The sequence below is a fragment of the Spirillospora sp. NBC_01491 genome, from assembly GCF_036227065.1.
GTDB classification, from domain to species: Bacteria; Actinomycetota; Actinomycetes; order Streptosporangiales; family Streptosporangiaceae; genus Spirillospora; species Spirillospora xylanilytica.
The window spans coordinates 737,042-759,574 of the sequence record NZ_CP109432.1 but is presented as its reverse complement, the minus strand read 5'-3'; the positions used below and the strand labels follow the sequence as shown (position 1 = coordinate 759,574).

Annotated in this window: 23 protein-coding genes; 10 read left to right on the top strand and 13 right to left on the bottom strand. The window is 68.8% G+C overall.

All coding sequences use genetic code 11. The features are described 5' to 3' along the window. Positions 1 to 26 precede the first annotated feature (26 nt). Entirely contained in the window at positions 27 to 413 is a 387-nt protein-coding gene (locus tag OHA34_RS03725) for a winged helix-turn-helix transcriptional regulator (RefSeq protein WP_285943355.1), read from the top strand. Between the two features lie 167 nt (positions 414 to 580). After that, a complete protein-coding gene (locus OHA34_RS03720) occupies positions 581 to 1,129 on the top strand; it encodes a hypothetical protein (protein ID WP_329520702.1) in 549 nt (182 codons plus the stop codon). Positions 1,130 to 1,649: 520 nt separating this feature from the next. Here the strand turns inward: OHA34_RS03720 and OHA34_RS03715 are convergent. The 4 genes from OHA34_RS03715 to OHA34_RS03700 all read right to left on the bottom strand — a co-directional run bounded on the left by OHA34_RS03715 (position 1,650) and on the right by OHA34_RS03700 (position 4,919). After that, the gene (locus OHA34_RS03715; RefSeq protein WP_285943357.1) at positions 1,650 to 2,453 is read right to left on the bottom strand and encodes an ABC transporter permease; all 804 of its coding nucleotides are present in this window, start codon (positions 2,451 to 2,453) and stop codon (positions 1,650 to 1,652) included. Beyond that, on the bottom strand, positions 2,450 to 3,424 hold the full coding sequence (locus OHA34_RS03710) for an ATP-binding cassette domain-containing protein (protein WP_285943358.1): 975 nt from the start codon (positions 3,422 to 3,424) through the stop codon (positions 2,450 to 2,452). The genes OHA34_RS03715 and OHA34_RS03710 overlap by 4 nt, the downstream gene beginning before the upstream one ends. Positions 3,425 to 3,453: 29 nt before the next feature. Continuing rightward, positions 3,454 to 4,299 (bottom strand): DUF4097 family beta strand repeat-containing protein, encoded by an 846-nt coding sequence (locus tag OHA34_RS03705; protein ID WP_285943359.1) that lies wholly within the window; start codon positions 4,297 to 4,299, stop codon positions 3,454 to 3,456. 83 nt (positions 4,300 to 4,382) lie between these two features. Then, on the bottom strand, positions 4,383 to 4,919 hold the full coding sequence (locus OHA34_RS03700; protein ID WP_285943360.1) for a toxin-antitoxin system HicB family antitoxin: 537 nt from the start codon (positions 4,917 to 4,919) through the stop codon (positions 4,383 to 4,385). 211 nt (positions 4,920 to 5,130) lie between these two features. On the opposite strand from OHA34_RS03700, the gene OHA34_RS03695 reads away from it, so the two are divergent. From OHA34_RS03695 to OHA34_RS03675, 5 genes are all read left to right on the top strand, one after another. Then, positions 5,131 to 5,337: a hypothetical protein gene (locus OHA34_RS03695; protein ID WP_285943361.1), complete on the top strand. Its 207-nt coding sequence runs from the start codon at positions 5,131 to 5,133 to the stop codon at positions 5,335 to 5,337. A 34-nt stretch (positions 5,338 to 5,371) separates the two neighbouring features. Then, the gene (locus OHA34_RS03690; protein WP_285943362.1) at positions 5,372 to 6,256 is read left to right on the top strand and encodes a DUF2268 domain-containing protein; all 885 of its coding nucleotides are present in this window, start codon (positions 5,372 to 5,374) and stop codon (positions 6,254 to 6,256) included. 10 nt (positions 6,257 to 6,266) lie between these two features. Next, complete coding sequence (locus OHA34_RS03685) at positions 6,267 to 7,025, top strand: MerR family transcriptional regulator (protein WP_329520701.1); 759 nt, start codon at positions 6,267 to 6,269, stop codon at positions 7,023 to 7,025. A 139-nt stretch (positions 7,026 to 7,164) separates the two neighbouring features. After that, the gene (locus tag OHA34_RS38405) at positions 7,165 to 7,791 is read left to right on the top strand and encodes a zinc finger domain-containing protein (RefSeq protein WP_443029612.1); all 627 of its coding nucleotides are present in this window, start codon (positions 7,165 to 7,167) and stop codon (positions 7,789 to 7,791) included. A gap of 7 nt (positions 7,792 to 7,798) precedes the next feature. Then, entirely contained in the window at positions 7,799 to 7,930 is a 132-nt protein-coding gene (locus OHA34_RS03675) for a hypothetical protein (protein ID WP_285943365.1), read from the top strand. A 15-nt stretch (positions 7,931 to 7,945) separates the two neighbouring features. Here the strand turns inward: OHA34_RS03675 and OHA34_RS03670 are convergent, their stop codons facing one another. From OHA34_RS03670 to OHA34_RS03655, 4 genes are all read right to left on the bottom strand, one after another. Then, the gene (locus OHA34_RS03670; RefSeq protein ID WP_329520699.1) at positions 7,946 to 8,134 is read right to left on the bottom strand and encodes a hypothetical protein; all 189 of its coding nucleotides are present in this window, start codon (positions 8,132 to 8,134) and stop codon (positions 7,946 to 7,948) included. Between the two features lie 318 nt (positions 8,135 to 8,452). After that, the gene (locus tag OHA34_RS03665; protein WP_329520698.1) at positions 8,453 to 9,196 is read right to left on the bottom strand and encodes a TSUP family transporter; all 744 of its coding nucleotides are present in this window, start codon (positions 9,194 to 9,196) and stop codon (positions 8,453 to 8,455) included. 422 nt (positions 9,197 to 9,618) lie between these two features. Next, positions 9,619 to 10,053, bottom strand: coding sequence for a hypothetical protein (locus OHA34_RS03660; protein ID WP_329520697.1), 435 nt, complete (start codon positions 10,051 to 10,053; stop codon positions 9,619 to 9,621). A 602-nt stretch (positions 10,054 to 10,655) separates the two neighbouring features. After that, a complete protein-coding gene (locus OHA34_RS03655) occupies positions 10,656 to 12,824 on the bottom strand; it encodes an MMPL family transporter (RefSeq protein ID WP_329520696.1) in 2,169 nt (722 codons plus the stop codon). A 237-nt stretch (positions 12,825 to 13,061) separates the two neighbouring features. Between OHA34_RS03655 and OHA34_RS03650 the strand changes: the two genes are divergently transcribed. Both OHA34_RS03650 and OHA34_RS03645 read left to right on the top strand, forming a co-directional pair. Continuing rightward, positions 13,062 to 14,285, top strand: a complete 1,224-nt coding sequence (locus OHA34_RS03650) for a sensor histidine kinase (RefSeq protein WP_285943370.1) — start codon at positions 13,062 to 13,064, stop codon at positions 14,283 to 14,285. After that, on the top strand, positions 14,282 to 14,959 hold the full coding sequence (locus tag OHA34_RS03645; protein WP_285943371.1) for a response regulator transcription factor: 678 nt from the start codon (positions 14,282 to 14,284) through the stop codon (positions 14,957 to 14,959). The genes OHA34_RS03650 and OHA34_RS03645 overlap by 4 nt, the downstream gene beginning before the upstream one ends. 129 nt (positions 14,960 to 15,088) lie before the next feature. On the opposite strand, the gene OHA34_RS03640 is transcribed toward OHA34_RS03645, so the two are convergent. Together OHA34_RS03640 and OHA34_RS03635 are read right to left on the bottom strand one after the other, a co-directional pair. After that, a complete protein-coding gene (locus OHA34_RS03640) occupies positions 15,089 to 15,502 on the bottom strand; it encodes an FAD-dependent oxidoreductase (protein ID WP_329520695.1) in 414 nt (137 codons plus the stop codon). A gap of 200 nt (positions 15,503 to 15,702) precedes the next feature. Then, a complete protein-coding gene (locus tag OHA34_RS03635; protein ID WP_329520694.1) occupies positions 15,703 to 16,368 on the bottom strand; it encodes a recombinase family protein in 666 nt (221 codons plus the stop codon). 742 nt (positions 16,369 to 17,110) lie between these two features. On the opposite strand from OHA34_RS03635, the gene OHA34_RS03630 reads away from it, so the two are divergent. Continuing rightward, a complete protein-coding gene (locus OHA34_RS03630) occupies positions 17,111 to 19,138 on the top strand; it encodes a hypothetical protein (RefSeq protein ID WP_329520693.1) in 2,028 nt (675 codons plus the stop codon). 324 nt (positions 19,139 to 19,462) lie between these two features. On the opposite strand, the gene OHA34_RS03625 is transcribed toward OHA34_RS03630, so the two are convergent. The 3 genes from OHA34_RS03625 to OHA34_RS03615 form a co-directional block, all read right to left on the bottom strand. Next, positions 19,463 to 20,983 carry a serine/threonine-protein kinase gene (locus OHA34_RS03625; RefSeq protein ID WP_329520692.1) on the bottom strand — a complete coding sequence of 507 codons (1,521 nt, stop codon included), beginning with the start codon at positions 20,981 to 20,983 and terminating at the stop codon, positions 19,463 to 19,465. A gap of 232 nt (positions 20,984 to 21,215) precedes the next feature. Then, positions 21,216 to 21,677: a hypothetical protein gene (locus OHA34_RS03620; protein WP_329520691.1), complete on the bottom strand. Its 462-nt coding sequence runs from the start codon at positions 21,675 to 21,677 to the stop codon at positions 21,216 to 21,218. Between the two features lie 38 nt (positions 21,678 to 21,715). After that, the gene (locus OHA34_RS03615) at positions 21,716 to 22,336 is read right to left on the bottom strand and encodes a recombinase family protein (RefSeq protein ID WP_329520690.1); all 621 of its coding nucleotides are present in this window, start codon (positions 22,334 to 22,336) and stop codon (positions 21,716 to 21,718) included. Positions 22,337 to 22,533: the final 197 nt, after the last annotated feature.

Sequence of the window (22,533 nt, the reverse complement as noted above, 5' to 3'; positions counted from 1 at the left end):
CAGTCCTGCGGGAAGGAGGCACTTTCTTGGCGCGACGGAACACCGCAGTAACAGACCAGGTCGAGCCCGCACCCAACGACGACTGCCCGCTCCCGGAGGTGCTGGCACTGATCGGCGACAAATGGTGCATCCAGATCCTGGTCGAGTTGGGCGAGGGACCTCGACGATTCACCCAGCTCGAACGTGCCATCGAGGGTGTCAGCCGCCGGATGCTGACCCTTAACCTGCGCAACCTTGAACGCAACGGCCTGGTGACCCGGACCGTCTACCCGACCGCGCCTCCGAGCGTGGAGTACGCCATCACCCGGCTGGCCGAGCAGATCCGCGACCCCTTGGAGGCGCTCGCCGACTGGGCACGCCACGCCGTTCCGGACCTGCTCACGGCCCGGCGCGTGTACGACAGCCGCACCTGAGAATGCCAACCGGGCAGCAGGCACTGAGGAGGCTGGTCAGCGGGCGGTGTCCTCGGCGGCTGCGACGTCGGGCTGAACGTCTGTAAGGGTCTTGTGGACGACCCCGACCGAGACTTTGACGCCGGCGGCGATGGTGCGGATGGATCCGCGCCATCCCGCTGCCCGCGGTGCGCGAGCGCCGTTCCGTCACCGTGACCTGCCCCTCGCACCCCGTGGTGGACTCTCTCTTCGAGCAGCTGGGCGGAGTGCTCCCCGTCGCGGACGAGGGCGCCTTCAACGTCTTCTCCGCACTGACGGGGACGCTCACCGCCCACTACACCTATCTCGCCACGCTCACCTCGTGGGCCACCGCCCACGGCATCGCCTCCGAGGCCGCCGACCGTTATGTGCGCGGCCTCTTCCAGAACGTCGGCCGCTCCCTGGGCGACGAGACCCGCCCTCTGCACCAACTCGCCGCAGACCACGAGACGCCCAAGGGGAACAACGAGCGCATCCGCACCACCTGGTTCGATGCGGCCAACACCGCAGCCCTCGCAAAGGCCCTGGATGACCTCCTCGCCGATCTGAAGCAAGAGCGCCCGGCTGGACGTGCGTCCAGACCGGGAGCGGCGACCACCGCCCGATACGGCAGGGTGGATCGGTGGAATGAGCTGACCGGCGGCCCGGAAACCAGATCCCACACTTTGATCCGAACCAGGAACACTCCCAAGCGATAGCGGCGACTCCACTACGCGTCTCGCGTAAACGGTCCTTCCCGGAGCAAGGTAAAAAAGAGCCGTGCGGAGATCGCGAAGCGCCGGTTCGGTTCACAGAACCCCATTCTCACTCAAAGGTGAATTCGGGGTACTTCTGAGAATCGTTTGTGACAGCATCCACGGACATGACGGTCCCTCAATAGGCTTCCCCGAGCGACGCTGACGACGTCGAGCGCCGCCCCTGCCCGCACTGCAAGGCCGACCCCGGCTCGCCAAGCTCCGACATCCCCCGCCCCCGCCGAGTCCGCATCCGACGCCCGGACGATCCGCTCACGCCGGAGGAAGCCGACCTCCGGCAACGCCTTCAGGACCAGGTCCTCCACCCCACGGAGACCGAGTAGCCAGTAAAATCAGCCCCTTTGCGCTAACGGCTGTTCCATTGTTCCCCGGGTCCGGAGTCATGCGGGAGCTCGAGCGAACACGCTGAAGGCGCCCCTCCGGTGCGGGCGGAAGTGGGGCGCCTTTTGCGTTGCGTCGACGGTCAGCCGCTGACCGCCTTCTTGTAGAGGCGGGTCGCCAGCGGGACGAACACGATCAGGATGACGGTGATCCAGAGCAGTGATGCCGGGATGGCGTGCTGCATGGGCCAGGCGTCCGAGGTCTTCATCGCGGAGCTGGTGTTGCCGAAGAGTTCGCGTGTGGCCTGGGTGAAGGTGGAGACGGGGTTCCACTCGGCGACGACGCGCAGCGGCGTGGGCAGTTTGGAGCTGTCGATGAAGGCGTTGGAGATGAACATCAGCGGGAAGGAGACCATGGTGGCGATGTTGTTGAAGCTCTCCGGAGTGCGCAGGGCCAGCGCGACGGTCGCGGTGAACCAGGAGAACGCGTAGGCGAACAGCAGCAGCAACCCGAAGCCGAGGACGGCCTCGTAGGGCGAGGTGTGCACGCGCCAGCCGACGATCAGTCCCATCACCGCCATGACGACCAGGCTGGCGAGGTTCATCAGCAGGTCGCTGACCGTCTGGCCGATCAGCACCCCGGACGGGGCCATGGGCAGCGAGCGGAACCGGTCGAAGATGCCCTTCTGCAGATCCAGGGTCAGCGTGTAGCCCGTGATCTGCGCGCCCATGATCACGGCTTGGACGAAGATGCCGGGGAGCAGGAACTCCCGGTACGACATCCCCGGGACGTCGATGACGCTGCCGAAGACGTAGGCGAACATGAGCACGAACACGATCGGGAACATGATCGCGGCACCGAGCAGGTCCGGCGACCGCCGGATCTTCAGGGTGTTGCGCCTGGCGATGGTCCAGCCGTCGGCGACGGGCATGGTGAGCGCGTTCATCGGGTGGCCTCCTGGACCTGCTCGTCGGCGCCGGACGCCTGGTGCCCGGTCAGGGTGAGGTAGACGTCGTCGAGGGTGGGCCGCCGCAGCCCGGCGTCCCGCACCCGGACTCCTGCCTCGGCCAACCGCCCGAGGGCTTGGCGGAGCGACTCGGGACCGTCGGTGACCGGGACGGTGATCTGGAGCGAATCCGGCACGGTCCGCATGGCGCCGACGGCGACCCAGGCGAGCGTCTGCCGGGCGGTCTCCAGCTCGGCGGCGTCGGACACGGTCAGCTCGATGCGGCTGCCGCCGACCTGGTCCTTGAGCTCGTCGGCGGTGCCGCGAGCGATGGCGCGGCCGTGGTCGACCACCATGACCTGGTCGGCGAGGCGGTCGGCCTCGTCCATGTACTGGGTGGTCAGCAGCAGTGTGCTGCCGGCCGCGACGAGTTCGGAGATGGTGTCCCACAGCGCGGCGCGGGCGCGGGGGTCCAGGCCCGTGCTGGGTTCGTCCAGGAACAGCACCGGCGGGTCGGCGACCAGCGCGCCGGCCAGGTCGATGCGGCGGCGCATGCCGCCGGAGTAGCCCTTCACCGGACGGTCGGCGGCGTCGGTGAGGTCGAAGCGTTCGAGCAGTTCGCGGGCGCGGGCCCTGCTGCGCTTGGCGCCCAGGTGGTACAGGCGCCCGACCATCTCCAGGTTCTCGGCGCCGGTGAGGTGCTCGTCGACGGCGGCGTACTGGCCGGACAGCCCGATGTACGAGCGCAGCCGCCGGGCGTCATCGACGATGTCGCATCCGGCGACCGTGGCGCGTCCGCCGTCGGGGCGCAGCAGCGTGGTCAGCACCCGCACCGTCGTGGTCTTGCCGGCGCCGTTCGGGCCGAGCAGGGCGAGCACCGTGCCTTGCGGGACGGAGAAGCTCAGCCCGTCCAACGCGGTTACCTCGCCGTATCTCTTGACCAGTCCTTCGGCCGTGATCGCGTCGCTCATGGGGGGTCTCCTCGCTGGTGTTCGGGGGGTCAGGACCGGTGGATGTCGATGTCGCCGTAGTTGGTCTGCGCGCGCACCTCGACAACCGCCTCGGCGGTCTCGGGGCCCTCGGCTGCGGTCAGGGTGTTGCGCACCACGCCGTTCTTGGAGTGCACGTCCAGCCAGGCGGCCGTGCCCTCGGCGATCCCGACGTCGACCTTGCCGGAGCCGTTCTCCAAGTGGAGGGTGCCTTTCACCGCCGCGCTGATCCGGATCCGGCCGTGCGCGGCCTTGGCGGTGAGGTCGGCCAGCACGCGGTCGATGTTGATGTCGCCGGTGGCGGTCTTCACTTGCAGCTCACCGGTCGCATCGCCGAGGGTGATGGCGCCAGTGGAGGTCTTCACCGTGCCGGGGCCGTCGATGGTTCCGATCCGGATCGTCCCGGTGGAGGTGGTCGCCTCGACGGGGCCGGTCACCCGGTCGACGGAGATGTCGCCGATGGACGTCTTGGCCTCCAGCGGGCCGGTCTCCTCCAACCGGACGTCGCCGTTCGAGCTGTGCAGGACGGTCTGACCGAGCGGGCCGGTGGCGATGAAGTCCGCGGCGACTTCGGCCTCGACGCGGGACCCGGCCGGCAGGTCGACGGTCACCTCGATGGAGCCGCGCCAGGGCAGCAGGTACCCCAGGGCCTTGGGCTTGGGGCCCTTGACCAGCAGCCGTCCACCGGAGAACTCGACGATCGTCTGCTCGGCGGCCCGCACGCTCGCCTCGGTGGACGGGTCGCTGGGGCGCACCTCCACCACGGTGTCGGCGCGGTCGCCGGCGTGGATGCGGACCTGGCCGACGTAGATCTGGATGTCGGCGGTGATCGGCTCGGGGGTGTCGAAAGCAGGCATGGCGGAGCCCTCCTCATGGGTCCGGTGGAACATCCCGGCCTCGGGGCCGGGCGATGAGTGGTGATGGGGCCGGGCGGGTGCCGCTAACGCACCCAGCCGGTGTAGCTGCGCCCGCTCTGGGGCTGCTGCGGCCGGTCGGTGGAGCCGCTCCTCGTGCCAGGCTCGAACGCCGCGGAGACGGCGCGCACCAGCCAGGCGTTGACCGAGATCCCCTGCCGGCCGGCCGCCTCCTCCACGCGCCCCTTGAGATGCTCTGGCAATCGCAGCGTCATCCGAGCGGTACCGCCCTCCTCGGCGGACGGCACCTCGGCGGACGCCTGCCCGGCCTCCCGTGCGGTCTCCGCCCCGCCGGCCATGCTCACCGAAGACGGTCCCGGCTGCGGAGGTGTCACCACGAACGCGGGGTCGCCGCCGCGCAGCCGCACGTCGACCGAACCCGGCGCGAGATCACGGGTGATCTCGTCCGCCGCCGCCGACAGCACCTCCAGCATGGTGAGCCTGGCGGCCGATTCCAGGGCGCCGGTGAGGCGCTCGGCCAGCGCGCGAGCATCCGGGCCGCCCGCCTCGGCGGCGACGGCGAGCTCGCGGCGGAGGTTCTCCACGTACGGCATCAGATCCATGCCTCAATCATGACGCCACAATGACGTCACGTCAAGCGACCTATGGCGTCACTCTGCCTACAGTCGACGTCACGGGTCGCGCGACCGCTCCGGACATGCCGGATCGGCCCACGAGGAGGATCGGACCGGGTTTGGCGGTAGCGCGGCGGGGTTGGCGACGGTTCGGTGACGGCAGGTCTGGCGTGGTTGGTGGGGCTCTACGTTCCTGGGCATGCCAGTTGATTTCTTGTCGCATGAGCAGGTCGCGCGGTATCGACGGTTCCGTGATGAGGTGACGGTCGGCGAGCTGGAGCAGTTCTTCCGCCTGGATGCCAAGGCGCGGGCGGTGGTGGCGGACAAAGCGGCGAACCGCCGGTCGCGACGGGCCTGGGTGGCGGCATGCCGGGCTGTATCTCGACGAAGAGCGCCGCTGGTTTGACCTTGACGCTGCGTCAACTTCTAGCATCGGGGCCATGCCGATCACCGTTCTTGACACCTACTCCGCCATGCGGCAGATCCTGCTGGCCCCGGTCGCGGACCGCGTTGGCCTGCTGCGTTCGATGCTGGAGGCCAACGCGGGTATGTACCGCTACCACCCAGGCGAGCTCGACCTGGTAGCCGTACACCTCCAATCGTCCGGGTTCCCCATCGACCGCGACGAGGAGCGTTGCCTCGACGCGCTCGAGACCCTGGCGGCGGCCGGGGCCTGGGAGCGGATGCAACGCGCGCTCGACAACGCTCTCGCCGTACTGCTGGAGGCGACGCCGGGGCTGGAGGCCCCGGACATCACCGTGCTATTCGTCCTCGGCGATCCGGGTGACGAACACTTCATGGGTCCCTGCCAAGGATTGACCGGGTTCGGCGGCATCTCGGGCAACATCGCCATCACGTTCTGGCCCTTCCCCGAGAACGTGGAGCGGCTGGAGGCCACCGCCGTGCACGAGCTCAATCACAACCTGCGTTGGAGCCCGGGCGGGGTCATCTGGGACCCGATGACCGTCACGGTCGGCGAGCACATCGTCGGCGAGGGCCTGGCCGACGCCTTCGCCCGACAGCTCTACGGCGACGAGCTTGGCCCCGCCCGCATCGGCGTGCCGCACCTGCACGACGACGAGGTCTTCGCCAAGGTGCTCACCGGGCTCGACGTGACAGGCATGCAGAACTTCACCGCCTGGGTGCACGGCGACCCCGGCGCGGAGCACCTCGGCGTCGCCCCGGTGGGATTGCCGATGGGCGCGGGGTACGCCGCGGGCAACCGGCTGGTCGACACCTACCTGGCGGCGACCGGGCAGACGGCGGCGCAGGCCCTGCTCGCCGACGCCTCGGAGATCATCGCGACCACGCTGCGCCGCGGGTGACAATGGAGCGATGGAGTGGACGATCCAGGAGCTCGCGGCGAGGGCCGGCATCACCAGCCGGACCCTGCGTCACTACGACCGTTTCGGGCTCTTGGTCCCGTCCCGGGTCGGCGCGAACGGGTACCGCTACTACAACCCCGCCGCGGTCGCCCGGCTACAGCGGATCCTGCTCATGCGTCGGCTCGGCATGGGCTTGCCGGCCATCGCCGAAGTCCTGGCCGAGGAGGTGGACACGCTCGACGGGCTCCGCGCCCACATCGCCGCGTTGGAAGAGGAACGGGACCGCATCGAACGGCAGATCCACTCTGTGCGTCACACGCTGGAGGCCATGCAGGCGGGGGTGGAACCGCGGATGGATGTCATGTTGGCGGGGTTCAACGACCGCTACAAGGACGAGGTGATCTCACGTTGGGGCGAGCGCGCGTTCCAAGTGAGCAACGACTGGTGGCATGGCAAGAGTCTCGACCAGCAGCGGGCCTGGAAACAGGACACCGAAGACCTCGTTGCCGCATGGATCGCCGCGGTGAAGGCCGGGGATTCGCCGACATCGGAACACGCTCAGTCACTGGCTGCCCGGCACGTCCAGTGGCTGAGTCAGATCCCGGGCACCCCCACCGCCGAGGGCGACCGGGAGCGCTCGATCGAGATGGTGAACGGCATTGGGGACATGTTCGTCGACGACCCCCGCTTCGCCGCCATGTACGACGACGAGGCGGGGGCGACGTTCGTCCGCGACGCGCTGCACACGTACGCGCGTACCCGGATGTAGCTCGTGCGGTTCGCAGAAATGACCATCTGTGAGAGTTCTGAGAACGGCCCCCGGGTGATCACGTTTCCGCAGGTCGCCGTTCGCGAAAGTCCCCTCAGAACCTGCGCGTTGTGTGAGGCACTTCTGAGAGATCTCCCGTATGGATCTCACGCCCGATCAGGCCGCACTTGCGGTAGAACGTCACGACTGCCCGAACTGTGACGCGCCCGCAGGCAGCGCCTGCCGCACCCGGGGCGGGAGGACCGCCGCGAAGTACCACTCCCCGCTTCGTCCTCGTCCCCGCGCTCCGCGGGGAACTGGAGATCCTTGTCCCCGCCGACCGGTTCCCCCGGGCCGCGCCCGAGACGTCCGTCATCCTCACGGTACACGAGCTCGAGCGTCTGGCCAGGAACGCCGCCGAGCTGATGACGCTGTCCGCCGAGCTCCAGGCCGGCGGCATCCAGCTCGAGCTCCTCACCGGGCCGCTCACCGGGATCTCCGACCCCAACGGCATGGGCGCGATGTTCTCGCGGTCGCCGGGCAGATCGAGCGCAACTACATCCGGGAGAAGACCCTCAAAGGCCAGGTCATCGCCGCGTCCAAGGGCAACCACGGCGGACGGCCGAAGGTCGTCGACGACGACATGCTCACCTTCGCGGTCGCCCTGAAGGACAAGGGCGTCCCCGTCCCCCGACATCGCGAAGAAGCTCACCATCAAGGTCGGGAAGAGCGCGGGCAAGCACCCCTCGGTCGCCTCGCTCTACCGGGCCCTGGCCGAAGCCGATGACGCCGCGGTGGACGACGGATTGCCGCTGCGGCCCAAGCCCGTACGGAGCCGCTGGCCCGAAGACCCGCTCACCGCCGAGGAGATCGACCTGCGCGATCGGCTCCAATCCCAGCCCCACCCGAACGCCGAGATGCGGTAGAGCCTGCCCTGCGTGCTACCGGCTGTGGTCGGGGACGTGGCGTTGATCGTCCAGGCGCATGTAGTGCCCGGCCGGGTAGTCCGCGTTGAGGGTGAGGACCGGTCGGCCCGTCTCTCCCAAGACCGTCCAGTCCCCGGAACCGCCGGTGAGGATCAGCGGCGGCTCGTCACCGATCCCGCCCTCGGTGCTCGGGCCTGTGGGCACGACCACCTCGATCTGAGTCGAGTCGTCCAGCCCCCGCGAGGAGGAGAAGGAGACGACCGACGGTCAGTGGCTCCGGGGGCGTGTGCTCGTAGCGGTAGACCCTGGCCAACAGGCTCCCCGAGAGACGGTCGACGAAGGCTTAGCGCACGATCTGACACGAATGTTCCTACACCAAGTCCATGATCAAGTGCTTAGCGCCAACGGCTGTACGGCTGGTCTCCAACGCCGGATAAGAGGGTCAGGCCTCCAGTAGCCGGGCGAGCCCAGGCGTCCGGCGAACGGGGCGCCTTGCGCCGTTGGCGCGAGGGCGATGCCAGGTCAGCCCGTCGTCAGGCCCTTGAGAAGAAGGACCGTGCCACCCATCAGCGCGAGTCCCATCACAAGGCCCTTGAGGCGAACATCCGTGATCTGCTTCGCCAAGGCGGTCCCGATCAGCGCACCGCCGACGACTCCGATACCGGCTAGCGACCATGCGGACCACGTTAGCCTCGGTGCACCGCGCACCATCAAGGAAAGACCGTTTGCCATCACGCTGTAGACCTGCATGTTCGGAACGAACTTCGCCGCCGACCATCCGGCGTTCGTGGCGTACAGCGAAATCGGCGGCCCGCCAGCCCCCGTCGTAGCGTTCATGAATCCGCTTGCCGCGCCCGCCGTGATGGCGCCGGCGCGTCCCGACAACGCGTGTACGCGAACGCCTGCGAGCACCAGCAGAACCGAGACCACGACCACGGTGCCGACACCAACCAACAACGACTGCGCGCTGAGCTTGTCCGCGACCCACGCTCCAGCAGGGATCGTCAGCGCCGCAGCCCCGACTAGCGGCAGCATCGACGACCACGTGACCCGTCGCCAGGTGCTCGCGAGTCCGATCGAACTGATCGCGCACGCTGCGGCGTTCGTCAGCAGCACGCCCTGCCAGGGCCCGAGCAGCAGCACCAGGCCCGGGGCGGCGACCAGCGCAAAACCCATACCCGTGAGCCGCTGCAGCGATGCGCCACCCAGGGTTATGAGCCCAATCCATATCGCAAGCACGCGCCACCCTTGCAGGCTGACGCGCAACGGTCAAGCGAGAACTCGGGACAATCGCGCGCCCGGAAATTGTTCTTTAGCGCCGGCTGTCCGCCAGCACACCGCAAGTCCCGGGGTGTTGCTGAAACTCATCAACACCTCAATGGGACGATCAGGGGTGTTGCCTAAACTCATCGACAAACGTTGCCGCTAGACGCGGACGAAACCACAGGTACCTTCGGCGGCGGCAACATCGCCTTCAGGGGCGCATACGACCCGGAGGTCGTCAGGGGAACCACCAGCGGCGGCGGCAAGGTCGAGTACCTCTAGTACCTCTGACGTTCGCTGCACCAGATGAGGGCCCGGCGATGCCGGCCCTTTCTTGATCCCAGACAGCCCGTCATCAGAGACGACCGGCGTCAGAAGACCCGAGCAACCCCCTTTCGCGCTTACTTGGTCTCCCCCCTGGTACGTCAGGTGCCGGCGCCGCCGGTGGACCCGATGGTCAGGCGTTTGTCAGCGCGTGGCGCCCGCCGTCGACGGCGATCAGCGGCCTGAACGCCGAAACGACAGGAGCGGCCCCGAGGAGACGGGAACTTGCGGTCCTTGATCTCCACCCAGTCCAGCGTGGGCAACGCGGTGTCCAGCGCCTCCAGCTCGGCGCGCATCTCGGCTTTCAACTCGGCGCTGAACACCGCCGGGTCCAGCGGCTTGCGCAGCTCGGCGTAGTTGGTCGCACGGCGGGCGGCGAAATCGGCGGGTAGATCCTCCTCCGGGTCGCGGAAGGAGTCCGCGCCGACCACCCAGATCTCCTTGCAGCGCAGCGCCTCGCGCAGCGCCTGGAAGGTGACGATCTCGTACACCATCCGCACCACCCGCCGGCGGCCGCGCTTGTCGCGCTTGAACACCAGGTCCTCCCAGGCCCCAGCGGTTCCGGTGCGATCCAGCTGACGAAGATCGGCCCGGCGGAGGAGCCGCGGAACCTACGCAAGATCAAGAACGAGGTAGGACGCCGCTGGGGTTCGGTGCCGCTGATCGACATGCTCAAGGAGGCGGTGCTGCGCACCGGCTGCCTGAACGCCGTCACCTCGGTGGCGGGCACCTCCAGCCTGGCGCCGGAGGTGTTGGCCGAGCGGCTGATGCTGGCGATCTTCGGGTACGGCACCAACACCGGGATCCGGGCGGTCGCCGGGCCTCGCCGACAACGGCGGTCCGCCGGACAGTGTCGAGCTGGGGCTCGGTCACCGGATCCGCTCCACAGGATCCGCGGCGGCTCGATGAATGAGGCCCGCAGCCGATTGGTCAACGGCACCCGAACCAGCGCGCCCTCGCGACCGCCTACCCCGACCGCACCAGCGCCGCGATCGGGGCCAACATGGTCTTCTACTCGCTCGGTTCCGCGCTGGGAGCGGCCGCGACGACGGCGCTGTTCGACGCCACCGGCTGGCTCGGTCCCGCCGTTCTCGGGGCCGCTCTCGCGCTGGGCGCGCTGGTCACCTGGGCGTTCTTCTCAGCGGCGGCGGGCGGCGGGCGCCGGGGTCGACGCGGGGGTGCCGGGGAGGGGCTCGGTGGCCGGGTCGGTCAGGTGGGGGAGCCGGCGGTCGAGCCAGCGGGGGAGCCACCAGTTGGCTTTGCCCAGCAGGGCCATGGTCGCGGGCACGAGGAGCATCCGGACGAGCGTGGCGTCGAGCATGATCGCAGTGGACAGGCCCAGGCCGAGCATCTTCACTAGCGGTGACGGGTGGGCGACGAAGCCGAGGAAGACCACCGTCATGATCAGAGCGGCGGAGGTGATCACCCGGCCGGTGCCCACCAGGCCGCGCGCGACCGACTCGGTGCTGTCGCCGGTGGCGTCGTAGCTCTCGCGGATGCGGGAGAGCAGGAACACCTCGTAGTCCATGGACAGGCCGAACAGGACCGCGAAGAAGATCGTGGGCAGCGGTGAGGCGGTCGCATACGTTCCGTCCAGGCCGAACAGGTCCGCGCACCACCCCCACTGGAACACCGCGACCACGACGCCGTAGGCGGCGCCGATCGACAGCAGGTTCATGACGGCGGCCTTCAGGGGCACGACGACGGCGCGGAACAGCACCATCAGCAGCAGGAACGACGTGGCCAGGACCGCGGCGATGAAGATCGGGAGGGTCTTGTCGAGCTGCCGGGTGAGGTCGTCGGTCATGGCCGTCATGCCGGAGACGGCGACGTTGGCGGGGGCCAGGTCGCGAACGCGTTCCAGCGTCCGGGAGGTCTCGGCGTCCGCGGGGGCGCCGGTGGGGATCGCGGGCACGACGACCGCGTCTCCCTGGGGAGAGGTCCGCGGCGAGCCCACCGCGGCGATGCCAGGGTCGGCGGTGAGACGTTCGGTGAGGTCGGGGATGGTCTGGGCGGTCACGCCCGGGCGGCGCAGGTCGGCGACGAGCAGCAGCGGGGCGTTGTGGCCGGGGCCGAAGCCCTCTGCCAGCAGGTCGTACGCGCGGCGGTGGGTCGTGCTCGTACTGTCGTCGCCGGCGTCGGGGTAGCCGGTCTGCATCCACAACGCCGGGGCGGCGAGCGTGAGCAGCAGCGCCGATGCGCCGAGCAGATACGGCCAGGGGCGGCCCGAGACATGATGCGCCAGACGCCACCATGCCCCGTCTTCGGTGCGCTTGGCGGGGGAGCGGCGGCGGCGGACGACGCGTCCGGCGTCGATGCGGTCGCCCAGCAGGGACAGCAGTGCGGGCAGCAGGGTGAGGGCGGTGGCCACGGCGAAGAGGACGACCAGCGCGGCGCCGAGCCCGATCGAGGCCAGTAGGCCCAAGCCGGTCAGCAGCAGCGCCGACATCGCGACGACGACGGCGCCTCCGGCGAACAGGACCGCCGAGCCTGCCGACGCCATGGCGTTCGACAGTGCGGCGCGGTTGTCCTGACCGGCCGTCCGGTTCTGGCGGTAGCGGGTCACGATGAACAGGGCGTAGTCGATGCCGACGCCCAGACCGATCAGCATTCCGACGCTCGTTGCGGCGCTCGTGACGTCCATGGCATGGGCCAGCAGCGCGATGCCGGACAGCCCGGTGGCCACCGTGACCATCGCGATCGCGATCGGCACCAGGGCGGCGACGACCGTTCCGAAGACGATGAGCAACACGACCAGAGCGGCCAGCAGACCGGCCACCTCGGTGCCCGAGGTCTCGGTCTCGGCGTTGACGAACGCGGCGTCGCCGCCGACCTCCGCGACGGCGCCGGCGGCCCGTACCGGCTCCAGCGCGCCGGTGATTGCCTTCACCGGCTCGGGGCCGAGCCCGGCCGAGGGCCGGTCGAAGGTGACCTCGGCGTAGCCGATGCGCCCATCGCGCGACACCGTGCCGGTGGCGAACGGGTCGGCGACGGCGGCCACGTCCTCGGCATCGGCGATCCGGGCGAGGGCCGCCTGGATGGCGGGTCGGTAGCGGTCGAGCCGGTCACCCTCCGGAGCGGCGAAGACCGCCTTGGCGCTGCCACCGGCCGCCTGCGGGAAGCGCTCCTCCAGAAGCTCCATCGCCCGTTCGCTCTGGCTGCCCGGAGCGACGAGGTCGTCGGCGAACCTGCCGCCTGCGGTGCCCGCCAGCCCGATGACCAGGACGGCCAGGAGGGTCCAGAGCCCGATCGTTAGCCATGGTCGGCGGGCGCTGGCGTCGCCGATGCGACGGATGACGCGATGCATGACGGTGCTCCTTCGGGAGGTGGATGCGGCGGCGAGTGCGCCGGGGTGAGCTGTCGCACCCACCGTGCTCGCCGGGGCCGCCGCAGTCGCCCCTCCACCGGCGGAACCGATCCTCGTCGCGCAGCGGAGGCCCGCTCCGCCTCGCGGCGGATGACCGGTGTGCGGTTCCCGCATACGGTGGCCCCGCGCCCGCCGACAAGCCGCGGAGGGCACCGCATCTCGCACCGTGGAGCGCTGGTGAACCGCACAACGCCGCCTTCCCGCCCGCCCGCCGAGGCCGCGGCAGGCCGCCCCGGAAGGCCCTGGGGGCCCTTCGCCCGCTGGCCGCGCGCCATGGACGCCGTCCTCGCCGGGCTGGTCCTCCTCGTGCTGGTGCTCGTGCACGACATGCCCGGAGACGAGCTGGCCTTCCGTCCCCTTCGCGACCTCAATCTCGCCGCCCTGCCGGTCTTCGCCGCGGCCGGTACGGCGTTGTACTGGCGGCGCCGGGCCCCGCTGGCCGTGCTGAGCGTCACCTTGATCGCCTGGGCCCTGTTGCTGCCGACCACGCGCAACCTCGTCGGCGTTCCGGTGCTCATCGCCCTGTACAGCGCCGGGCGGTACTCGCCGGACTCATGGCGGGGGCCCGCGGGCGTCGTGGCGGCCGTCGCCCTGGTCACCGTTGACCTGCGTACGGAATCCACGCCGTGGAGTGAGGCCGTCTTCGGGGTCATCGTCATGGTCGGCCTGTGGTACGTGGGGCGCGGTCTCCGGCTGCGCGATCGCCACGCCGCCTGGCTCGTCGCCGAACAGGCCGTCCGCATCGTGGCCGAGGAGCGGACGCGCATCGCCCGCGAGCTGCACGACGTGGTGGCCCATCGGGTGAGCGTCATGACCGTTCAGGCGGGCGCGGCCAAGGCGATGGCCGCGCACGCCGACGACGGCCCGATTCCGGAGCAGGCACTGCGGGCGATGGGGGCGGTCGAAGAGGAGGGACGGCAGGCGCTGGCCGAGCTGCGCCACCTGCTCGGCGTCCTGCGTCCTGAGAACGATGCGGGCGGCCCCGAGCCCCAGCCCGGCCTGGCCGACGTTTCCCGCCTCGCCGACCAGATCCGCGCAACGGGCGTCGCGGTGACCCTGTCGCTCGCCACGCTCCCGACCGGACTGCCCGCTCGCGTGGACCTGTTCGCCTACCGCATCGTTCAGGAGGCGCTCACCAACGTGCTCAAGCACGCCGGTCCCGGCGCCCACGCCGACGTCCGGCTCGGGGCCGCCGGTGGCGAGATCGTCATCGAGGTGCGCGACGACGGCGGCGGCACCGCCGCCCTGCCGGGAGACGCCCGGGACGGAACGCGCGGCCACGGCATCGTGGGGATGCGGGAGCGGGCGCTACTGTTGGGCGGCACACTCGACGCCGGGCCGCGCCCGGACGGCGGGTTCGACGTCACCGCCCACCTGCCCACCGGAGGCGAGCCCGCGTGAGCATCCGTGTCGCCATCGTCGACGACCAGGCTCTCGTCCGCGGCGGCTTCGCCATGATCTTGCAGATCCACGACGACATCGAGGTCGTCGCCGAGGCCGGGACCGGCACCGAGGCGATCGAGGCGGCGCGCCGGCACCGGCCCGACGTGATCCTCATGGACATCCGGATGCCGGACATGGACGGTCTGGAGGCCACCGAGCGGATCCTGGCCGAATCCGATTGGAACGTCAGGGTGCTCATCCTGACCACGTTCGACCCGGACGAGTACGTCTACCGGGCGATGCACGCCGGTGCCAGCGGCTTCGTCCTCAAGGACATCCCACCCGACCAGCTCGCCACCGCCGTGCGCACCGTCGCCGACGGCGGCGCTCTGCTGGCCCCCTCGATCACCCGCCGGCTGATCGGCCGGTTCGCCCGGCGGCTGAGCGTCAACACCGCCGTGGCCGAACGTCTGGAACGCCTGACCGACCGCGAGCGCGAAGTGATGGCCGCCGTGGCCCGCGGGTCGAGCAACTCCGAGATCGCCAAAGAGCTCTTCATCGGACCCGCGACCGTCAAGACGCACGTCTCCGGCATCCTCACCAAGCTAGGCCTACGTGACCGCACCCAGATCGTCATCTTCGCCTACGAGAGCGGCCTGGTCGAGGCAGGCGACCGCAACATCGGCCACTGACCGGCGGTGGCGGGCCTACACCGGCTTTCGAGCCGCTGGGCGGTCGGGGGGCTCGCTGGAGGTAGCCGCTGGCCGAGCGGAGCCAGGAGATGGAGGACCTGGTGGAGAACGAGTCGGGCATGAGGCCCATCAGCGGTCCCCGGCGGCTGGGATCTTCCGACCCGCGAACCTGGCGACCCTGCGTACGATCTTGGCGCGGGTGCGTTCGTAGCCGCGCAGGTCGCCGACGGACCGGCTCAGCGCCCGGGCGTCCTCCAGCGCCTGGACCCTGCCCATCGCCATCGCCGGAGACATCGTGTGGGCGGCGTCCCCCATGAGGGTGGTGGGGTCGCGGCCCCAGGTCGCCGGGACGCAGTGGCCGTAGTGCGGGGAGAACTGGGCGGTCTGGGCGTGGACGAGCACGGTGGGGAGCGGTTCCGACCAGTGGCCGAAACGTTCGCGCAGCCGGTCCATCACGTCGGGAGCGTCGCCCCGGAACGGGCTGCCCGGCTTGGCGCGCAGGTCGAACCACCACGACATCGTCCCGTGCCCGGCCGAGGCCACGCTGCCGAGCGCGCCCGTTGGAGACCATCATGGATCAGCTCCCATGCTCATGGCCCCGTCCGGGCACGAGTACATCCGCACCTGACCATCCACACCGACGTCACCGCCGAAGCCGTCGCCACCGTGCTTGCGCGGCAAGACCGGGTGTGAGTAGTTGCGGTACAGAAAGTGCCGCTGAGGTTGATCATGTTGAAATTGGCTTACCTCGTCGGCGCTTCGAGCTGACGGGGCACGGCGCCAGCGCGCAGCTCGCGCAGGTCCGGGATGTGGTTGTAGAGGGTGCCTGGGGAGACGCCCAGCAGCTTGGCGATCGAGGTGATCGAGCGGCCGGGGTCAGGCAGCAGATCGCGTGCGGCGCGGATGACTTCCTCAGTGGCGACGCTCGGGCGCCCGCCGACCCGGCCGCGCTCGCGGGCGGCGGCCAGGCCCTCGTTGGTGCCGATGACGATGAGCTCGCGGATGAACTCGGCCAGCGCGGCGAAGACGTGGAAGACGAGCCGGCCGCCGGGGGTGGTGGTGTCCAGGTTCTCGTGCAGCGAGGTGAAGCCGATCCCACGCTCGCGCAGTTCGGCGACCATGTTGATGAGGTCCTGGAGGCTGCGGCCGTAGCGGTCCAGACTCGGGACGACGAGGGTGTCGCCGGGGTCGAGGAAGGCGTGGCACGCCTTCAGTTCGGGGCGGAGTGCGTTCTTGCCGGACTTCTTGTCCGCGAAGATCTTCCGGCACCCGGCGGCGGTGAGCGCGTCGAGCTGCCGCTCCAGCTTCTGCCCGCTGGTCGAGACTCGCGCGTACCCGATCTTGATCTCGGTGCGGACGAGTGGTTCGGCGACGAGGAGGCCCGGCTCGGCCGGTTCGAGGGCGGTCATGGCCCCGGATCGTGTCAGAAAACGGCGGTTCGGGGTTATTGAATGACCCAGGTTTTTGAAGGGGTTTTTGAAGGCTCTGCGGGATCCGGGCGGCCTCCCAGAGTGTCGATTCCCGTAGTCCTCTGCACCGGTTCCCGAAGTCGTCTTCACTGGCTGATCTGAACGCGCCCCGCCTCTTGGGCCACGATCATCCCCGCCGCGCTCGGCTCGACCACGCTCACGATTTTGGCCAACGCCGTCGCGTGTACTCGGACGGGCCCGTCAAGCGGGGACCCCCGGTAGAGGCGATCCGACTGTGCGGGAGAATCTGAACGGCCCCACGCGGCAGGTGAACATCCAGGACGGTGTGCCGCGAACCGCACACCCGCCGAGGACACGAACTACAATCGAACTTCGATCACTTTTCCCGATTCGCCCCTTCAGTCGTGGGTGGCCTGTTAAGAATGGGCTTGAGCGCGTCCCTGGTGGACGAGTGCCCTCAGGCCTGTACCCGGAACCCGGGCAGGGCCAGTCGACGTACCGCAAAGTGCCGCCCTCCGGCGGCCCTGCGGAAAAGGCCGCGAGGGGATCGGCACACATCGGACGGCCAGACCGGACCCTGCCGCACCTCAGCGGATCGTGTCCGCTCCGGCGGCGTCCCGTCCCAGTGGCCGGGAGCCCCTCCCTGCGGCCGGAGCGGCCGCGGGCATACGGGGCCGCGCGGAAACGTGTGTCGCCGCCAGCTGTGAAGGTGAGCCACCCCATGACTGAATCCGACCGTCCCTTCGTTGCGCCGTCGACGAAGGAATGGCAGCAGAACTTTGTGGAGGCCGCGCTCGCGTCAGCCCACGTCAACGTCCCCAGGTCCGCCCTGGAGGCGATCGCTCCGCTGATCGTCAGGCCCAAGGAGCTGCTGACTAGGGCTACGAACGACCGGCCAGCCCAGCTCCGGGCCATCCGTGAGATCAACACCAGCGCTGGTCAGATGTTTGTCCTGGACGTCCGGCTGGTGGGCTGCGCCGGTTCCGTCTGGGAGCGAAACGAGCGGCAGAGCAGCGCGTGGGCTGCCCCATCCGACCCCGGCTCCAAGAACAAGCACCCGCTCCCCCTGCTCGCGCCGTGGGTCGACCCCGAGGACCCCGAGCAGCCGGGTGCGGCGCTGAGCGTCCTCGTCAAGGATCCCGAGGAGCTGAGGCTCATCCTGGAGAAGGCCGGCAACGAGCTGATGACCCAGGTGAACCAGCGAACCTACGATCTCACCGAGGATCTCGCGCTCAACGGCCAGCTCGAACCTTGCCTCCTCGTTCCCCAGGAGTACCGTTTTGCCGTCGGCGGCTCGGTGTGGGCCTGGCCCGCGGTCAGGGGGAACAACAGGACCAAAGCTCGGCAGGAGCTGTTCGGTCTGACCTCCAGCGAGATCATCACCGGCGTTCCGATGAACAAGATCGGACGGCCAGGGCCGGACATCTCCACGAACCCCTCGTTCTGGCTCAAGGCGCTGGCAGACAAGCTCAACGACGAGTTCCAGAAGGCCAAGGCCAACGACGAAATCACCGACATGGCGTTCCGCGCTCACCGGGTGGCCGTCGTCGAGGCGCAGCTGGTGGTCGGCACCCCGACGCCCGAACGGCTCTACCAGATCGTGCAGACCAGCAATCGCCGCGACCATGTGCACCCGCCGCTGGAGTTCAAGCCCAACGACCGGGCAAGGGCTCTTGGGCGTGGGATCATCGGCGCCTATCAGGAGAACGGGCTCCTAGACGAGATCACCGCCGGAGTCCTCACCGGCGAACTGCCCATCATTCGTCTGGCGGGGGTGCCCGGGGACGCTACCGTGTCGATGCTTCGCGATCTGCGATCGATGCGGCTCCTCGCGGAGTTCTTCCCGGTCGAGAGCGAGAAGGAGAAGCGCAGGGCCATCCGAGCGGCGCTCAGTGAGCCCCCGGCCTCTCAACTCACCAGGGAACACGTCAACCAGCGGTTGCGTGCTTGGTCCGCGCTGACCTCGGTCAGCTACCCCGACCCATGGAACCCCCGCGTTGCGGACGTCCTTCCCACGTCGATCGCCAAAGAGGGTTTTCGGCCTTCTGGCCGCGCACTCGCGGACCTGCTGGCTACCGCCACGATCGACCCGCAAACGTTCGAAGAGCTGCTGATGTACCGAGCGGCGCACTGGCTGGCCGCTTACGACATCGTTGAGGCCGATCGCGGATCGATGGGAGCGCAGACCATCCGCGCCGCCGCCGGCGAGGACGAGGACAGCGAGCAGACCGCACTGCGCATCCGGCGAAGCGTCACCAACTCGCTCAACGCGATGCGCGAGGACAGAGTCCGCGCCGTCGGGCTGCTCCGGGAGATCGCAGCCGCAATGGACGAGGACCGCCAGCCGCGGAAGGTCAACGAGACGGGGACCACGGGGCCCGAGGCAGCCGCCGAAGCCGACCGGGACTGGTTCAACACCGTGTTCCCGAAGGTCGCGCCCAAGCGCGGACGTATCGTCATGAGGGCCGACGAGAGCCCGAACGCCGCCCCGTCCCCGCCGGAGAGTGCCACCGACGCGGTGGTGCGGCTCACCATCGAGCTTGAAACGGTGATCGGCAACCTGCACGAGGAGGCCAAGCTCATCCCTGAGCTGGTCGAGCAGATGCGGTCCCACGCGGCGATCGCGGGCATCGGCCAGCCACTGTCCGAGCCGACGGCCACGACGCTGATCATGAAGCTGGTCACGACGACGAGGGACCTCAGGGAAGCCCCCGACCTGATTCTCCAGCTCACCAGGGACGTGAGTTAGGCCAGGCACACAACGCTCGGCTGGGGGAACCCAGCCGAGCGTCTCGGCCCACCACTCGGGTCCGTGTCACCAGCCGCAAAGTAGCGCTGAGTGATCGGCGACTTCACATAGAGCCGACCACCGCCCAGACCCTCGCCCGGCCGCCGGAACCCGCCGCCTACCTGCGCCGACGCCGTTCGTCTACGCGCCGTCGCAGCGGTTATCAGGCCGGTCTGCCGTACGCGGTGCCCGTCTTATCCTGCCGTGTCCGGACCGGAATTCCCTCGGCGGCCGGTCGGAGATCCCTACTTTGGGGCTCATCGCGCCGACCCGAGTCCCGGGCCTTCAGAGGCTGCCTTTCTCGGTGAAGAGATCAGCCAGCCCGGCGCGAAGTACAGGGTGCAAGGTGCGCACGGCCGAGTCGCCGACTGTCCATTCAGCTGTGCCGGTCTCTGCCTCCTTGAGTCCTTCGAGCGCTGCGAGGGCTTCGTCGGTGTCGCGGATACGCTGGAGCATCGCTACGGCCACGTCCCGGACGTGCCACCGGTTGTGGTGCGTCCCGAGTTCGGCGAGGCCGCACACGGCCTCCTTCAGGATCGTGAGGTCCTGGCTCACAATGACCGCACGATTGGCGAAGCTCGCCAGATGGTCGCACTCACTGAAGCCGAAGTTGCCGTTAAGCCGCTGAACGAACGCCTGGAAGATCCGGGTGAAGGTCGTCGGGTTGTTCTCCCACCACCGCTCCACCGACTCGATGGGCAATGCGCAGAATGCCCACGCGAACTCTCCCATGTCGTTGTAGTCGTTCAAGTCGATCTCGTTCGCCCATTGCTCCAGCTCGTCGAAGGCTGCGGGGTCGGCGATGTAGCCGGCCTGCAGTCTGGGGAACAGTCGCAATGCCCTGGCCTGCGCCGTTTCCCAGAAGCCGGTGGGGACTGGCCGGAAAACAGCTTCGATCGCGTCGAGCAGTTGCGTCGCGCTTCCGTAACGACGCTCTCGGTCGGGCGAGATCGCACGTTGGATCACTCCGCGGAGCGGGCCCGCCGGAACGTGATCGTCGATGGGCAGCCCCTTAATCGCGAGCGCCTGCATGATCTTGCCTGCGGAGTAGACGTCCGCGCGGGCGTCGATGTGCTTGGAGTCCCTCATCTGCTCGGGCGCCATGTAATAGTGGCTGCCCATGACGTCGTAGGTCTCGGTGAGCACGCTGCTCTCGTCTACGACGCGTGCGAGCCCGAGGTCGGCGATCGCCCACGCACCTCCGCGAGATCTCAGCACGTTCTCGGGTTTCAGATCGCGATGGAAGATCCCCTCGCTGTGGATGTGGGCCAGACCCCTGCAGACGGCCCGCATCACCTCGCCGATCTTCTCCGGTTCCGTGATGGCGCCGACCTCGTCGGCGAGACTTCCCAACGCGAGGGGCATGGCGTACCACATGCCCACGTCGGGATCGTTGCCGCTAGCGATGACCGGCATCACGTTCACATGGTCGAGTTCGGACATGAGCCGGAGTTCGCGTGCGAAGCGGGCGATGATGTCGGGATCCGCTTCCCGCAGGATCTTGATGGCCGTGTGGGCCTGGTCGCCTGCCGTTGCGAGATCTCGGGCTTGGTAGACGCTGGCGAATCCGCCTTCGCCGAGCTTGTGGCCTAGTTCGAACCTTCGGCCCATCGACCGGGGGCCGGAGATCACTTCGGGACGTCCGGCTTCGCGGCGCAGGCCGCTGTTGCGCCACCGGCGGACGGTGTCCAGGTCCCAGATGGCACCAGCGCTCAATTCGGCGATTGGTGCGGGGAATCCGGATTGCTGGCGGAGTTTGGTCACCTGTTGCCGGGTCACCCCGAGTTCGCCGGCGACTTCGGTCACTCCGCCAAGACGGAGAGGAGACTCATTAGTTGTCATGACGTCAACCATATCGGAAAGGGTTGGCGTCATGACGCCTATTTGGCTGGTATCGCAACCGGACCCCCTCGATTGATGTTCTCAGAAACCCTCCTTTGAGTGAGAACGGGTTCTGCGAACTGAACCGGCGTTCCACGGTCTCCGTCCAGCTGTCGATTTTCGAAGGCGCGTGCACGGATGTCCGAAGTCCTCTGCACTACGCGCTGTGGGGGCCACCGCTGTTCAGCTGTTGTGTGCAGCGGCCATACACGGTGGCTTTCAGCTCCTCGAGGGAGGGGCCCCAGTCTTCATCCCAGCAATCGGCAACGTCGTATAGCTGGCCAAGCGGCAGTGCGATGACGTCTGACCTGTACGCGGTGAGCAGGTGGACCTCTTCGACCTTGCGCGCGACCCAGCGTTCGTCGCCTTGGCCGGCCAGGTGCATGTGAGCGATGTGCCGGAACATCGTCTCGGCCGCGGACGGGATCGTGGCTGGCATTGGTGGCTGAAGCTCCGCCATCGCTTCGGGAAGTAGTTCACGGACCGGCTGCAGATCCGTGCCGTCCAGGCAGGCGAGTTCTAGCAGGGCTGGACCGTCGTGCCCGTCAGCGAGCCATTGGGCGGCAAACCATGGCAGCCGTTCCTCTGGGAGCCCGCCGAGCAGGAACAGCGCGCCCACGAGATCCAGTGGAGGAATACCTTGATCAGCACGCCAGATCATGCTTGACGACTTCCGGTGTATGCGTCGCTCTGGAGGTAGCGGTGCAAGGAGGTCTTGGGGATGCCGGTCTTGGCCGCGATGACGCCGAGGGAGTCGCCCTGAGCCTTCAGGAGCCGCGCGTACTCGATCTTGTCGTCGGAGTGGGCGACGGGGCGGCCGATCTGGCGGCCGGAGGCTTCGGCGACGGCGCGGGCGTGGGCGGCGCGTTCGGCGGTGAAGGTGCGTTCCATCTCGGCGAACAGGGCCAGCAGCAGGAACGCGATGCGGCCCATGCCCTCGTCGGTGGTGTTGATCGGGAGCGGGTCGGCCAGTGACCGGACGCCGATGCCGCGCTCGGCCAGGTCGTGGACGAGGTTGAGGACCTCGCGCAGGTTGCGGCCGAGCCGGTCCAGGGTGTGCACGACGATGGTGTCGCCGGGCCGGGCGTAGCCCAGCAGGGCGTTCAGTCCGTCGCGGTCGACGGTGGCGCCGGTCTTCTTGTCGACGTGGATCCGTTCGTCGCCGATCCCAGCGGCGGCCAGGGCGTCGAGTTGGCGTTCGAGGGACTGCTTGGTGGTGGAGACGCGGGCGTAGCCGAGCTCCATGCCGCCCTTGGGGTGATCGTTTCCGTTTCCCATCCTCAGATCGTACCGAAAGTCACCTCCGTACAATCCTTCTGGAACACTTCTTGTGGGACGGCTTCCGGAACGATGCGTGTCCGGCGGTGTCCGGTTTCCCGGCTCGGGATCGACAGCGCTGCGGGGTGTTCCACTTCCTTGGAAGTGGAACAGGTACCGCGAGCACGGTCAGCTCTGCCGTCACAGGGTCCCGAAGG

What these genes read in the sequence shown, in the direction of transcription:
- OHA34_RS03630 (WP_329520693.1), top strand. Translation starts at nt 17,111, where the DNA reads ATGACTGAATCCGACCGTCCCTTCGTTGCGCCGTCGACGAAGGAATGG.
- OHA34_RS03655 (WP_329520696.1), bottom strand. Translation starts at nt 12,824, where the DNA reads ATGCATCGCGTCATCCGTCGCATCGGCGACGCCAGCGCCCGCCGACCA.
- OHA34_RS03715 (WP_285943357.1), bottom strand. Translation starts at nt 2,453, where the DNA reads ATGAACGCGCTCACCATGCCCGTCGCCGACGGCTGGACCATCGCCAGG.
- OHA34_RS03685 (WP_329520701.1), top strand. Translation starts at nt 6,267, where the DNA reads ATGGAGTGGACGATCCAGGAGCTCGCGGCGAGGGCCGGCATCACCAGC.
- OHA34_RS03690 (WP_285943362.1), top strand. Translation starts at nt 5,372, where the DNA reads ATGCCGATCACCGTTCTTGACACCTACTCCGCCATGCGGCAGATCCTG.
- OHA34_RS03695 (WP_285943361.1), top strand. Translation starts at nt 5,131, where the DNA reads ATGCCAGTTGATTTCTTGTCGCATGAGCAGGTCGCGCGGTATCGACGG.
- OHA34_RS03615 (WP_329520690.1), bottom strand. Translation starts at nt 22,336, where the DNA reads ATGGGAAACGGAAACGATCACCCCAAGGGCGGCATGGAGCTCGGCTAC.
- OHA34_RS03705 (WP_285943359.1), bottom strand. Translation starts at nt 4,299, where the DNA reads ATGCCTGCTTTCGACACCCCCGAGCCGATCACCGCCGACATCCAGATC.
- OHA34_RS03700 (WP_285943360.1), bottom strand. Translation starts at nt 4,919, where the DNA reads ATGGATCTGATGCCGTACGTGGAGAACCTCCGCCGCGAGCTCGCCGTC.
- OHA34_RS03710 (WP_285943358.1), bottom strand. Translation starts at nt 3,424, where the DNA reads ATGAGCGACGCGATCACGGCCGAAGGACTGGTCAAGAGATACGGCGAG.
- OHA34_RS38405 (WP_443029612.1), top strand. Translation starts at nt 7,165, where the DNA reads ATGGATCTCACGCCCGATCAGGCCGCACTTGCGGTAGAACGTCACGAC.
- OHA34_RS03635 (WP_329520694.1), bottom strand. Translation starts at nt 16,368, where the DNA reads ATGACCGCCCTCGAACCGGCCGAGCCGGGCCTCCTCGTCGCCGAACCA.